The sequence below is a fragment of the Bacteroides oleiciplenus YIT 12058 genome (genome assembly GCF_000315485.1).
Taxonomy (GTDB): Bacteria; Bacteroidota; Bacteroidia; order Bacteroidales; family Bacteroidaceae; genus Bacteroides; species Bacteroides oleiciplenus.
In genome coordinates, this window is the sequence record NZ_JH992940.1 from 56,031 (window position 1) to 68,750 (window position 12,720).

Sequence of the window (12,720 nt, forward strand, 5' to 3'; positions counted from 1 at the left end):
ACAGTTTATCCTAATATATCGTTGTCCAATCTGCTTGAATCCAATATGAACTCAAGCGTTTCAATCACTTTTCCCCCGTGGGCCGCAAGCGCATGCATTATTAAATTCGTCTCGAGCATGCTTGTATCAGCCATATCCGATTCGATACGGCTGATTTGGGCATAGGTGGCGTTGCCATCGACGTTCGTTTTACGGGTGCTCAATATGAATTTGATGTATCCCATCTTACTTGCTGTTTAGCTGATTTATTATTTCACGCTTCACGGCGGCGATAAGACGCGAGTTCTTCACGACAAGTTCAAGGGCCTTACAGTAGCGTTCCGGGATTTCTATTTCATCTTTAGAATAATAGATTTCCTTTGCAAGCTCTTCAAATCCAATATCCAGAAGAATACTGCCGTTGTACATCATTTCATTGCCGATTGTTTCGGCAGCATCGAAGGTCTGTTTTCCACCTTCAAACGAGGTATGCGCCTCGATTTTTCTAAAATTGATTTTCATAACTATACCTGTTTAAAGTGCTTATTTCTATGAACTTCTCCATTGTATTCTGGTCAGTATCCCATCTACAAAAAATAGGTCTCCAAACCGAAATACATTGTTATTAGGATCCCAACAATCTCGAAAACCGACGCCCATTGTTAATCCATAATTGCCATAATCAGAACCGTAGCGGTCTTTACCATGAGTATTTATTTTTCCTTTATAGCTGATAGCTACACCATTTTCGCTATCTGTGTTAATACTTAGTGCACAAGATTCTCGACCGCCAAGTGATGAGATGTTAACTGTTGCTAATGATTCACTCTGAAGATCGTAATCATCTAAATTAACAGTAAATATGGCGGCTACCTGATCTGTCGCACCCGTAGAGAGTGGCAAAGTATCTCCAATCCCTGCGCTTTTTTTAGCCCCGTCAAAACTAATACCATTCTTTGTAAGAAGAAGATTATCACCAGCTATCTTAGAGCCTATTGAAGATTCTGTTATTTTAAAACCGCCTATCTCTCCATTATCAGCATTTACTGTTCCATTGAATATACCATTTTTAGCAGTGATATTATTCATCGTTAGGTTGCCCTCAGTATCCACAAAGAAAGTGCCATTAGCCACAATGTTACCATCGAACCGAATCTGGTCAGCATTTATGACCACATTACTTTGAAAACTCTTATCCGGAAGCTGTGTCACGAACAAATCTATATAGGCTTTCTTCACATAGCCATTATCGTCAGCCAAACTTGAAAACATCTCTGTTAAGCCAGCCTCTGTGATAAGGCCGGACATCTTTGTCATATCTACATGCCCATCTTTATCATACACGATTTCCTTTCCGTACAATGCCGAGAAGTCTGCTGTGGTTATTAATCCGGATGTATTGATATTAGTGATTTTTTCACCAGATGCATCAAAATGTATTCCTTGAGCCAATAAGGTTAGAGATTCCTTCGTCGCCTGAATGACTGTCGTATTCTTAGTCGCCGCACTATTTGCACTATTTGCAATACCCAATGCTTCGGATGCTGATTTAGCTGCATCAGAAGCATCTTTTATACCTTGATTCGCAAGCTTTTTTGCCGCTTCTATTCCCTCATCAGAGTCGGTTACGGCTATTACAATCTGATTGCCCAAGTTTTCAATATAAGCGGTTGTAGCAGTAGACGTAGGTTCCCAATGAGAAATACTGAATGCCACCCCTTTAGCCTTAGCTGTCTTGCAGACGAGGACATCATTCTTATAAGAAACATTGGCATCCGAATACATCACATTCACCCACAGATCGCCAACATCATAAGCCTGTGAGTCTGTTGGCTGTGCAACGAATGTCCGGCGTTTCCCGTCGGCTGTATCCTGTGCTCTGGCTGCATCCTCCAGGGCTTTGATTGTCTGCAGGTCGGTGATGTTATTCCATGCCCACGTGTTTCCCGACTTTTCAAACCGATAAGCCAGTCCGGATTTACGGTTGTAGAACATGTCCTGTTCGTGCATTATCCTTAAGTCATCAGTGGTCCATTCTGATGCCGGAATATTGGATAATGTAGGGGCGTAGTCATAGAACCACATCGTATATTCCTTGTCCGTTTGTCCTTTAATGATATCGAGGCTACCTTGTATCTCACCAAGTATTGTATCTACATCTTTTCCTGTTGCCTCAGAAATTAGCTTGGCTATGATCGTACTTTTGTCCGGGTTCAAATCAATCTTAGGTTGTGGCAGATGGTAGTCAATGATGCCTTTATACACACGGATGTAAGGACCTCCGGTGGTTATGGCATCACTACAGATAGCTCCCTGCCTGCTTGTATCGGACTTGTTTCCGAGTTGTACAATCTCGTCACCAGGCATAGGCGTATCGCTACCAGGACCGGCATTGGATTTGCTTAAATCTATGTAGTCCGTTCCGACGCCTACAACCAGTCGCCAATAGTAGTGATTGCCTAATGTTCCTCCTACTTTCTTCTCAAGATTGAAAGTCTCGCAGATTGCCCAGTCGTCCGACTGGAATAAACATTTCACCTCACGTCCGTCTGCGTCTGTCGTCTTGAAATGGCATCGGTATACAGACCCGGTATCTTCCACTGAGGTGCAGACGATTCCCGCACCCGGAGTTACCCACTGCTTGCCGCCCACATAATAGGAGCGTTGCACCTGTATCTCGTCGGCTGTCAGCTTTCGGCGAATGTTTACGAAGTCGATATCGAGATGGTAGTTTCCGACTTCGTCCTCCTTAATGCCGAACCCCGTAGAACCGGGAGTGAAGTTTTTAGATGCAATATCTTCCAATAAAACTATCTGTTCCAGAGTAGATACTTTCTTGGCATCAATACCTTCGCGGAAGTGTATTATCTTTTGGGCGGTGTCTTCCTGATCTTTACGCAGATAGCGGTTGTCATTACTAATATTTCCACCAATAATATCTAATTTACAATGATAAAACCCTTTAGCACTGTCGTCCGGCATCTCAGGGTCTATCAGGAGTTTATAGACCTCACCTCCCTTTACTGATATAATTTGTCCGGGATAGGGCACATGTGTTTTATTGGCATTTTGGGCATACATAGTGGCAGCATCTATCGTCTCAAATATCTCAGAAGAATCCATAGGACGAGATGTCGTTCTCTTATAGGTCGTTGAAAAAGGAGTTCCTGTTAACTTCAATTCATCCATGACTATTAAGTATTTAAAGTTATATGATTAGTCGTATCATTCACAAGTTGAGTATTCATAATCCACATTTTATAATTGGTTTCTGTCGAACTATTAAGGTCCTTCACGGGAATCTCTTTCGGGCCGCTCACCAGACCTGTATCCCAAATTATATTTCCTTGAATTCCCTTAATCTCCAATGAAGTTATATCCCCCTCCGGAAGACATATTGCTATCATTTTCCAGTTCGTAGCTGTAAAGCTGTATTCTCCTTTACCTGTATACAGTCCGCTGCTCCCCAGTGCCCTCACCTGTGCCGATGTCTTAGGTTCCGAATCTACCACCCCTGCAAACCATCTTCGATATACATTTACAGTGATAGTGTCATTCAATATCTTTTCGGGAAGTATATCGCTGGAGGCATACACCACTGTCGCTCTATGCGTTTCTCGCTTGGTATAGGTGCCCGACAGGGTCAGTACGGCTGTCTGAATGCCCTGACTCTCTGCTGAGAAGACCAGCTTCTTACCTTCATCCTCATCATGGAAAGCTTTGGTCATCTCGCCCTGTCCGTTGCGGGTGGCGGTGTAGGTGATGCGTCCTTGCTTTGTACCATATTCCACTTTGTCGGAAGTGGATATACTGCTGCTCAACTCTCCACCCATGGGCTTGTACAGCATCTTGCGGAAAATGGTTTCCCAGGTTTGGCCGGCAAGCAGGACGTCCTTTTTCTTGAAATAGCCGACATCGTTGGAGTTGATAACGATGTTCTTTTTCAACTTGTCCGAGACGTCGATTGATGTGGAAGAACTGCTTCCGGAAGAAGGGTTGCTGCCTGAAGACATCACATATTGCAACTGGGCCAAACTGGCATCCACCGTCCGCTTCCAGCCTTTGCCCACCATGTTGGTACATTCTATGGTGGCCATGCTCAGGTTATCCAGCTTGCGCGTAACTTTGGTGATTCGTGTGTCACTGAACCCTTCGTCGAAGAACTTGTCGCTTAGCAAACGCACGTTTTGGCCTAACTGCAACGGGATGTTGTTCTTGTCAATATAGGTGTAGTCCGTTTCGCCTCCATATTTAGACATGTCCTCGCTGTACTTTTCCAGATAGCTGTTGACGGCAGTTTCATATGCTACTTCCGCTTCTTTCTCGAGCCCCGTGGGCAGACTGAAGTTCCAGGGGATATATTCATCTCCGAGAGCGGGAATCAGGTTTTTGCCCGGTATCTGCTCTGTTTCCGACGGATAAGTGTTGAGGATTTCCCACTCCATGGTCTTCGAATCGTATTTCACTTCGAACTCCCGCCCGGCAAGCTCGCCTGTCTGGAAGGTTATATGTTTGGCCAGCCCGCCTATTTCAAAGTCGTTCGGGTCGAACGTCATGCCGATGTCGTCAAAATAGTAGATTGTGATCTTCTTATCGTTTTCATCCACCTTTTCCTCTTGGCGCACTGTGTTGACCGTGCCGCGATAGTGCGGATAGATATCTGCAAAGGTGGACTCTTCCACATATTCGTAAAGCCCATAACGGGTGTTTCTGTCCACATACTTGGCCCGGTTCGGAAGTTGCAGCCGGGAGAAGCCATAGCGGTTGCGGTCGATGTTGCGGGTGCTGCCCAGCGGGAAGAGGCGGGTGAAGAACTTCACGTCACTGCTGTTCTCTGATTGAGTAAGCGAAGTGAGTCCCTGCATATAGCCCAGTTCCACCCGGTCGCCACGCTCGCAACGTGTAAGGTTAATCTTGAAACCGTCCGTCCACCATTCCGCCTCGAATGCGTCCGATATCAGCGAGAGGGCATCCCAGCAGGTTGCGTTGTTGTATTCGACGGTTTTCTTCGGGGCGTCGAGAACGTCTCCTATGCTCCAGCGCTTTTCGCCGTACACACGGTTCATGTTGTCTATCCACCTCTGGAGGTGCATCGCGGGGCTGTCGTCGAGGTAGAATTGCAGTTCATATTGCCCGTCCGTCAGGTTGAGGAACATCACCCGCTCCGCATCGTGCTCGGGGCCGTAGAACTTGACCGTGTAGTTGTACTCTTGTGTAGACACCTGCTTGGGTTTGTACTCCTTGTTGATGCTGAACTTTGTGTCGTTCAGCATCACATAGTCGTTCACGTCCAGTGCTACAAAGAAGGGATGGGTGAAGGTGGCGGACACGGCGTTCTCTGCCATCAGCTCGGTGTTCCAGGTTGATGAGGCGGCGGTGTTCACGGTCAGTTTCAGTTCTCCGTTCTGGTTGTATATTTTCAGTTCCATACTCGTTTATTTGCTGTTTAAAGGTCAATAGACTGATAAGGGTTCGGTTCTCTGAACTTCAGTTTCATCTTGCCGTACACTTTGTCTTCTACGGTGAGCGGGGAGGACATGTCGTGCGAGGCGGCGCTCTTGAAGTACATGCGGTATTGGGTGCCCAGTTCGGGCAGGGCAAACACCAGCCATCCGCTTTTCAGGAAGTCGATGAAGGCGATGTAGTGGGTGTACCACTCTGCCGGGGTGTCTGCCAGGATGCCGAACTGTAGGGTTACGTCGCGCGCCTCGTAGTGAGGGGCGGGTAGGGAGGCGGGCAGGTTTTCGCCGTTCTGCTCGCGGAATGTCACTGCGGTGTAGGCTTTCATAGCGGGCACTTGCAAGAGGGCGTTGTAGTTATCGTGTCCTCCGGACTTGTCTTCGGCCAGGAAGGCGCGATATTCCTTATAGATGTCTTTACCATTGATGGTAAGTAGTGATTCAAGTATTTCCATAATTATCCTTTTATTTTCATTCCGTCTCTTTCCAATCTGTTCACTATCTCGGCTATGTCTTTCAGGCAGCGGCAGTAGCCGGTGTTTTCGGCAATGCTGCCCAGCAGGCCGATGGCTTCGTAAGAGTAGCGCGAGAGGTCGGCCATCTTTTCGTCCATGCTTATCACGTGGGTCTGGATGGAGAGGCCGATGCCCTCCAGTTTGCCGGCTGTCTCTTCGGTGACGGTGGTCACGGCGCCGGTGTGACCCGACTGCGACGAGCCTCCGGCACTGTTCTCCGACTCCCAACCGAAGGTTTCGGCCAGCCGGTCGCGTTCGGCCAGCATGGCGTCGCTTATCTTCTGCTGCTCTTCGCGCAGTCTTCTCACTTCTTCTTCGGTGAGGGTGCCGTCTTCGCCATACTTCGCCCAGCTATCGTAGAGGGATTGTATCTGCGAACTGTATTTCGTGGCAAGGACGGATTGCAGGATGGACTTGCGCAGATACTTCTCGAAGTTGTTGGCAAAGTCTTCGCTGCTGCTGTCCATGTTGTCCAGCAGGCTGAGGTAGCTGTCCTGGAAACTGTCGAGCGATACGCCTGTCAACTGTTCCTTGACCGAGGCGACGATTTCTTTCTCCGTGTCGCCGTATTGGATGAGGTTGTCCAGATAGCCACGGAAGTCGCCGTCCATTGCCGACCAGAGGCCGCTGTAGTTGGTCTTGATCCATTCCAGTTGTTTGCCGTTCATGTTGAGCATGTCTTCCATCTGGGTGAACTTCACGCCGCCCAATGACTTGGAAATGTCTCCTGCCACGTCGCGCCAGTTCTGACCTTCCCACTTGTAGGAGCCTTTCCACATACGATACCATAGGGAACGGCTGCCGCCGCTGCTACCCGAGCTCAGGCGTGATTTGGCGAGTTGCTTGGTGACTTCTTTCTCCGAGTTGAGCAGTTGCAGGGCTTCGGAACCGGCTTGGGTGGCTTCGGCGCCGTAGGACTCTTTGATGTAGGCTTTCTTCTTGTCGAGAAGCTGATCCCACACGTCCATCAGGACGTCGTACTTCTGCACCATGGCGTTGTAGCCGGAGTAGTCGGCACCGAATGCGCCCACCAGTCCGGAGGCAAGTCCCAGTGCGCCGCCGATGGCTGCTCCCCACGGGCCGCCTATGGAGGCTCCGGTGGATGCCATGGAGAGGGTGGAGTTGGCAACGCCGCTCACTTTCTGCATGGTTTCTCCGGCGGAACCGCCCATCTTGCTGATGGCGCCGCCCACTTCGCTGACGATGGCGGATGCGCCCTTGAAGCTTTCGAGGATGTTTTGGGTAGCGGCAAACTGCTTTTCGGAGTCGCTGCCGGCAGCTTTCAGGTCTTTGAAGCCGTTGATGAGGCCCATGAAGGGGTTCTGTTTGTTCAGGGCGGCGCTCTGCTTCGTCATTGCGGTTATGATGCCTTTTGCATCTTCGGGCTTCAGCGACTTGGCGTAATTTTGGAGGTTGTCGGGAAGCTGGATGTTCTTCTTGCCATCTACGTCTTCAAGGTATTCCAGCAGTAGCCGGGCTTGGTCGATGGTTTGCTGTATGTAGCCGCTGGTGTGGGTGCCGGCTTCTTCGAAGAGGCGTGTCCAGAGGTCCGACTTCTGGAGCATGCCTTTGTCCAGTGCGTCTACGGCTTCGTTTTCTTTTTTCTGTAAGGTGTCTTTCTCACCCTGAGTCTTGGCATCGGCTATGCGTTGCTGATAATCGGTTATGATGGCAAGGCGTTTATCTTCGTACGAGCCGTATTCTTTGAGGTAGTCGTTCTTTGCCTGTAGCTCTTCCTTCTGGCGGCGCTTCTCCATGTCAGTAAGCGTCTTCTGGTAGTTTGCGGCGGCGATGTTGCTTTGCTGTACCGCTTCGTTGTCCACATTGGATACTTGCTCGGGGGTGATGTTTACGCCGTCCTTCTGCGCTTCCTCCAGCTTGGCCTGCCGCTCCTGGCGTTGCTGCTCTATGCGGTCCATCTCTTTGTCGAAAGCTTCCCGGGCTAATGTTTCCTCGGTTTCATCACCTTCTTTCATGGCTGCCTGGAGCTTGTCCTGAATCTCTTTCCGGACTTTGAGGTCGTCGTCCGCTATCTTTTGCCGCCATTCGGCTTGCCGCTTCTGGCGTTCTTCTTCCTGCTTCTGTTTCGCTTCGGCGGATGCGTTGCTGTTTCCGCCGGTTCCGGCATTGCTTTTCTTGGGGGAGAAATCGCCTATTCCGTTTGCTTTGCTGAGTTTGATTGACTCGTTATAGGCAGCTTCCGCCTCCTTCTTATAGGCGTCGCGCTCGGCTTCCGCAGCTTTCAGGGCTTCGTCTTTCTTCTCTTTGCCGTTGTTGCCAATCCATTTGGTATCGAAATTATCTTCGGGTGTGAGTTTTATTTCGTTCACTTTGGCATCGGCATCCACCGCCTTGCTTACGAGGCTTTGCGCTTTTGCCTGTAGATACAGCATTTGAATGTAGGCTTCGCCTTTCTGCGAGAGCACCTGATACCACTGTGCCAGTGTGTCGTATTGCCCGAAGGTTTCGCCGTACTTATCGTTCAGTTCCTCAATCTTCGCTTTCTCCTGCTCTTTGGTTCCGTCGAAGTCTTTCAGCGAGTCGGTCAGCCTGTCCAGTTCCACGCGGGTCTGTAGCTTCACGGCGTTTGCCTGCCGTTCGGTTTCGGCCTGTTCGCGGGCTTTCTCGGCTGCTTTTTCCTGGTTGTCGATGTACTGGTCCCAGGCGGCAATGGCGGCTGTGACGGCAACTGATATTCCCAGCGTGAGGGTTCCTGTCAGCGCTTTGGCGGCCACGGTGGATATGTTGAACGTCCGGGCCAGATAGGTGTTGGTGGCTGCAAGTGCTTTCTTGGCATTGTCTACGATGACAAGGTTGAAGTAACTGTTCTTGGTCACGGTGTCGGCCACTTGCTGGGCGGCCGAGGTCATTTCGACGGCCGTTTTCAGTTTGGCTTGCACGTGAGTCAGATTGTCCGATTTGAGTCCCAGAAGGGAGGCAGCGCTATTGGTAGCCTTGATGGTTGCCGATAATCCTCCGAGGGCTTCCTCGGTAGCTTTGATATGCCTGCTGCTGTCTGCCAGCTTCTCCATTGATTTTCTGGCTTCATCAAGCATCATTTTCTCTGTGAGATCATTGCGCTGTATTTGAGTTAAATTTACAGGGGCCATTAGTATTTTGAGATATGGGTTTGGAAAAACGCCACCGGGTCTGTTGCTTCGGGGACCTTCTTCTGGTTTTTAATCATTTTCATCATATTGCGCCGTTGTTGTTCCTCGGGCGAAATGTAGCGTGGGGCATCCTGAGCCATGAGTAGCAGCAAGGGGTAGGGCACTTGCCACAAGATGTAGCGCAGGCTCCAACCGGTTGCCGTGGCCACCTGCCATACTAAACCGAACGGGCTATGAGGGCCTTCTGTGTAGCCTTTTAACTCCCGCTTTCTGATGGGCTCAAACTCGGCTTCATCGGATTGATTAATTCCACCGAGTTGATAATAGTCTGAAAAGACTGTGGGTTGAGCATGGTGAGCAACTGGAACATGGACTCTTGCAAGAACAGGGGATGCACGCGCCAGCGAAGCCACCAGGCCACGAGGCGGTTGAGACATCGGCCCGTAAGTCTGCCACGAACGAGTGCGTAGGCCACTATGCGACTGATGGTGACGCCATGCTGCTGCATGAGGCGCATGTTTTGCTCGCAGTCGTAGTCTTTTATTTCTGCGTAGGCGACGCCCATCGAGAGATAGAGGTTGGCTATGCGCATCAGTCCGCCCAGTCCGGGGGTACGCATCACCACGTGCATGGGTTTGCGCTTGCGGGTGAGGTACTTGAATGGGCGGACAGGAATTGCCACACCCATGTCAAGTATCAACGCCGACGCTTTCAGTTGTTCTTTCAGTCGGCTTTCCATCATTATCCTTCTGCTTCGGTTTGAGGAGGCACGATGCGGTAGCGGGCTTTTCCGGCTTCAGTCGGCTTGAGACACTTCACCGTACAGTCGTAGCTCAATACGCCACTCATGTTGATGGAGTCCGCCAGTTCGCCGCTGAGGCGGGCACGCGGAATTTCGATAGTGTGGCCACTGACGCACTCTACCTTGAAAGCTCCTTCCAAGTCTTTGAATCCTTCGGGTGCTTCGTAAGCGCCGTCTACGCTGCTGATGGTGCCACCAAACAAGTCTTTACACATTTCGGGAATCAACTGAATCAGCTTGAAGCCGAAAGCGATGGTGCTCGGAGTGCTCACCAGTTCGTCCACCGCGCCGTCGTGCACTTGTGCCGCGTAAACAGGAGTTGTCTGTTTTGCTTCGCCTTTGGGTTGCAAACCATCTTGGCTGACCCAGCCGATTTCTTTACCATTGAACATGACTTTACCTACACCGTAGATGAGGCCGTTGTTTTCTTTTACTGCCATAATTTTGTTTATTAATTTAAGATAATTAAAAAAGTCGCCGTTTAATCAATATCAGGAGGAGGGCGGCAACGGCTATCTGCCCTGTCCTTATCCAAAACCATTGCCATGCTGAGGGCTGGCGAATCACCTGTGGCGGCACTTGGCTGACCGTGGTTGCGGTCTGCCGGCTGACGCGGGCAAGTTCCCGGCTCAGGAGGATGACTTGGCGTGCGAGGCTGTCGCAGGTGGCTGTGGCCTGTATGGAGTCGCCCGTGAGGCGCTTCACGCTGACCGTGGCCTGCCCGCTTCGGAAGCTAAATCCGGTTCCCACCGGTATCGCCTTCAACGTCCCGGCCGGAAACGTTGTGGTGGCGATGCTTGGCGGCACGGGCTGCTGTATTAGCGCGTACCCGTCCACCCGGTGCAGCGTGTCGCCGAGGTAGCTCTGCTCCACTTTCAGTGGTGCCTTGCAACTCGCTGCGCACAGGGCAATCAGTAGCCAGGCGGCAATCGCCTGCCTTCTCCACTGCCCGCCGCAGTTTGCCAAGTTCTTCTCTGATGGCATTGATTTCTTCTTTTAATGGTTCCACTATTTCGTCCATGACTATCTGCATGGCTTTTTTCACATTGTCCAGTTCGTTGCTGCGCACGTTGGAGTCGGCAGCACGGACGTCGGCTTTGAGTTTCTCCACTTCCTGCAGGTAGCGTTGCTTGTCGGTGTACACCTTGAAGCCTCCTACGCCTATGATGGCGGTGAGCAGCCCGCAGGCAAGTTTCGTATATTCCAGTGCATTCATACTTTTTCGTCTTTTCTTTCTTATAATAATGCCCATCCGGCTTCTACGTCCTCCATGAGGGCGGGGTGCCGTTCTCCACCAGCGAGATGGCGGCGGCCAGGGCGCACAGGGTGTCGTGGTCGTCGGTGTCGGGCTGGTAGGAGGCGGGCACGTGCATGGTGGAACACACCCGGCGGATGTAGGCCGAAGTGTTGTTTTCGTGCGAGGGGGCCCAGCGGCTGATGAAGTCGGCCACCGTGCGGCAACCGTGCAGGCGGCTGTAGTTGCGCAGCAGTTTGAGGAGGGCGCGGTAGCCGTGGGCCATACTGGTGAACTGGCAGAACGAGCTGTCCTGCGAGGGGCGTATCTCGCCTTGCCACGGGGTGGCGGAGAGGCGGATGTTGCCGGGGTTGTTGTTCCTTAGTCCACGGGTCATGACCGGCCTCCTTTCCCTGCTTCCCCGATGGGGGAGTTATGATGAATCCTTGTCTGTATCATATCGGTTGCGATTTTGTTGCTGCAAACATACGATGTAGGGTGGAGGGGTGCAAAATAGTGTGTAACGCTTTCCAAACATTGCGTAGCGGTTGCGGTGTTGTGGGTAAGGGTTACACTGTTTTTTCCGTTTCAGGCGAGCATTGCCGTACTTCGCAGATGTAATTAAAAATCTCCTGATATGGAACAATTAATGAATGACTTACTGCGGCAGATTGCCGGGAAGATGGGAAACCTCGTAGAGGTGGTGGACGAAGATTATGGGCAGCTCGATGCCCTGAAGAATGGTGAACCGGTCTATCCGGTTGCTTTTCCGTGTGTATTGGTGGGCATCCCCGAAACGGTCTGGGGCAATCTGAAGGCCGACACGCAGCGCGGTGAACCTACGCTGAGCGTGCGTCTGGCTTTCGACTGCGGAGTGCAGCCGCCTGCCGACGGAAGCACGGCTGTGGAGCGTGCGGCGCAGCGCTACCAATTGGTGAAGCGCCTGAACGATGCAGTGCAGGGATGGGGCTTCGAAGGTTGCCGTTCGGCGGCAGTGCGCACCAAGAGCGTGCAGACGGCGGCGCCGGGAGGCATCAAGGTGTACGAGCAGCAATATGCCGTCATGCTCATCGAGAGAGAGGTCAGAACAGTGTGAGCTGAGCATCCAGCTCGCTCTGCCGTGCCATGATGCGCGGGTCGGCGCTGGCGTTGATGATGTTGTAGAAGGTTTTTTCGCAGATGGGATACACTGGCCAGATGTAGCGGCGCAGGATTTCGCGGTTGGACAATCCGCTGCGCGCGTGTTCTTCGTATATACGCAGCACTTCCGTCACTCTATGCGCATAGCTCATCCCGATGATGTTACGTCTCTTTTTCATAATCCGAAAGTTGATGTTAATCTGTTAGTTAGCTCTCTATTGCAAAGGTACCGAAAATGATGTACGCCTGCAAGAGGGAGGCGCAGGAATTTACCCGGTAGTAGTGGATGCACTACCCGGTAGTAGCGAGGCAACTACTATCGGGTAATGGAGACACTACTACCGGGTTGTTTTTTTACCGGGCGGGCAAGGTGCGGGCTATTGACCTGTTTCGCCTGTATTAGCCCGTATTCGGCATCATTCCGCACTTTATACAACTCCTTTCCCGACCGCCGGAGTACCTTTGCCCCGTCAGAAATCGC

Annotated in this window: 11 protein-coding genes and 1 pseudogene; 1 reads left to right on the top strand and 11 read right to left on the bottom strand. The window is 51.0% G+C overall.

Annotation, left to right across the window (positions count from 1 at the left end):
- Positions 1-5: 5 nt before the first annotated feature.
- From HMPREF9447_RS00210 to HMPREF9447_RS00260, 10 genes and pseudogenes are all read right to left on the bottom strand, one after another.
- On the bottom strand, positions 6-224 hold the full coding sequence (locus HMPREF9447_RS00210; RefSeq protein ID WP_009127180.1) for a hypothetical protein: 219 nt from the start codon (positions 222-224) through the stop codon (positions 6-8).
- A gap of 1 nt (position 225) precedes the next feature.
- On the bottom strand, positions 226-501 hold the full coding sequence (locus tag HMPREF9447_RS00215) for a hypothetical protein (RefSeq protein WP_009127181.1): 276 nt from the start codon (positions 499-501) through the stop codon (positions 226-228).
- A 27-nt stretch (positions 502-528) separates the two neighbouring features.
- The gene (locus HMPREF9447_RS00220; protein WP_009127182.1) at positions 529-3,168 is read right to left on the bottom strand and encodes a hypothetical protein; all 2,640 of its coding nucleotides are present in this window, start codon (positions 3,166-3,168) and stop codon (positions 529-531) included.
- A 5-nt stretch (positions 3,169-3,173) separates the two neighbouring features.
- Positions 3,174-5,408: a hypothetical protein gene (locus tag HMPREF9447_RS00225; protein ID WP_009127183.1), complete on the bottom strand. Its 2,235-nt coding sequence runs from the start codon at positions 5,406-5,408 to the stop codon at positions 3,174-3,176.
- A 17-nt stretch (positions 5,409-5,425) separates the two neighbouring features.
- Positions 5,426-5,893, bottom strand: coding sequence for a hypothetical protein (locus tag HMPREF9447_RS00230; RefSeq protein WP_009127184.1), 468 nt, complete (start codon positions 5,891-5,893; stop codon positions 5,426-5,428).
- Positions 5,894-5,895: 2 nt separating this feature from the next.
- Positions 5,896-9,063, bottom strand: a complete 3,168-nt coding sequence (locus tag HMPREF9447_RS27325) for a hypothetical protein (RefSeq protein ID WP_009127185.1) — start codon at positions 9,061-9,063, stop codon at positions 5,896-5,898.
- 256 nt (positions 9,064-9,319) lie between these two features.
- Entirely contained in the window at positions 9,320-9,805 is a 486-nt protein-coding gene (locus HMPREF9447_RS00245; protein WP_009127186.1) for a hypothetical protein, read from the bottom strand.
- A complete protein-coding gene (locus HMPREF9447_RS00250) occupies positions 9,805-10,305 on the bottom strand; it encodes a hypothetical protein (protein ID WP_009127187.1) in 501 nt (166 codons plus the stop codon). Before HMPREF9447_RS00250 ends, HMPREF9447_RS00245 begins: the two co-directional genes overlap by 1 nt.
- Before the next feature lie 293 nt (positions 10,306-10,598).
- A complete protein-coding gene (locus HMPREF9447_RS00255) occupies positions 10,599-11,081 on the bottom strand; it encodes a hypothetical protein (protein WP_009127188.1) in 483 nt (160 codons plus the stop codon).
- A 20-nt stretch (positions 11,082-11,101) separates the two neighbouring features.
- Positions 11,102-11,496 (bottom strand): annotated as a pseudogene (locus HMPREF9447_RS00260) (structural protein P5).
- Positions 11,497-11,736: 240 nt separating this feature from the next.
- On the opposite strand from HMPREF9447_RS00260, the gene HMPREF9447_RS00265 reads away from it, so the two are divergent.
- Positions 11,737-12,195 (top strand): hypothetical protein, encoded by a 459-nt coding sequence (locus HMPREF9447_RS00265; protein ID WP_009127190.1) that lies wholly within the window; start codon positions 11,737-11,739, stop codon positions 12,193-12,195.
- Here HMPREF9447_RS00265 and HMPREF9447_RS00270 read toward each other — a convergent pair.
- Positions 12,182-12,418, bottom strand: coding sequence for a hypothetical protein (locus tag HMPREF9447_RS00270; RefSeq protein WP_044137257.1), 237 nt, complete (start codon positions 12,416-12,418; stop codon positions 12,182-12,184). The genes HMPREF9447_RS00265 and HMPREF9447_RS00270 overlap by 14 nt on opposite strands.
- Positions 12,419-12,720 lie beyond the last annotated feature (302 nt).

Excerpts from the sequence above, each read along its gene's own strand:
- HMPREF9447_RS00210 (WP_009127180.1), bottom strand. The coding sequence starts at position 224 with ATGGGATACATCAAATTCATATTGAGCACCCGTAAAACGAACGTCGAT.
- HMPREF9447_RS00215 (WP_009127181.1), bottom strand. The coding sequence starts at position 501 with ATGAAAATCAATTTTAGAAAAATCGAGGCGCATACCTCGTTTGAAGGT.
- HMPREF9447_RS00220 (WP_009127182.1), bottom strand. The coding sequence starts at position 3,168 with ATGGATGAATTGAAGTTAACAGGAACTCCTTTTTCAACGACCTATAAG.
- HMPREF9447_RS00225 (WP_009127183.1), bottom strand. The coding sequence starts at position 5,408 with ATGGAACTGAAAATATACAACCAGAACGGAGAACTGAAACTGACCGTG.
- HMPREF9447_RS00230 (WP_009127184.1), bottom strand. The coding sequence starts at position 5,893 with ATGGAAATACTTGAATCACTACTTACCATCAATGGTAAAGACATCTAT.
- HMPREF9447_RS27325 (WP_009127185.1), bottom strand. The coding sequence starts at position 9,063 with ATGGCCCCTGTAAATTTAACTCAAATACAGCGCAATGATCTCACAGAG.
- HMPREF9447_RS00245 (WP_009127186.1), bottom strand. The coding sequence starts at position 9,805 with ATGATGGAAAGCCGACTGAAAGAACAACTGAAAGCGTCGGCGTTGATA.
- HMPREF9447_RS00250 (WP_009127187.1), bottom strand. The coding sequence starts at position 10,305 with ATGGCAGTAAAAGAAAACAACGGCCTCATCTACGGTGTAGGTAAAGTC.
- HMPREF9447_RS00255 (WP_009127188.1), bottom strand. The coding sequence starts at position 11,081 with ATGAATGCACTGGAATATACGAAACTTGCCTGCGGGCTGCTCACCGCC.
- HMPREF9447_RS00265 (WP_009127190.1), top strand. The coding sequence starts at position 11,737 with ATGGAACAATTAATGAATGACTTACTGCGGCAGATTGCCGGGAAGATG.
- HMPREF9447_RS00270 (WP_044137257.1), bottom strand. The coding sequence starts at position 12,418 with ATGAAAAAGAGACGTAACATCATCGGGATGAGCTATGCGCATAGAGTG.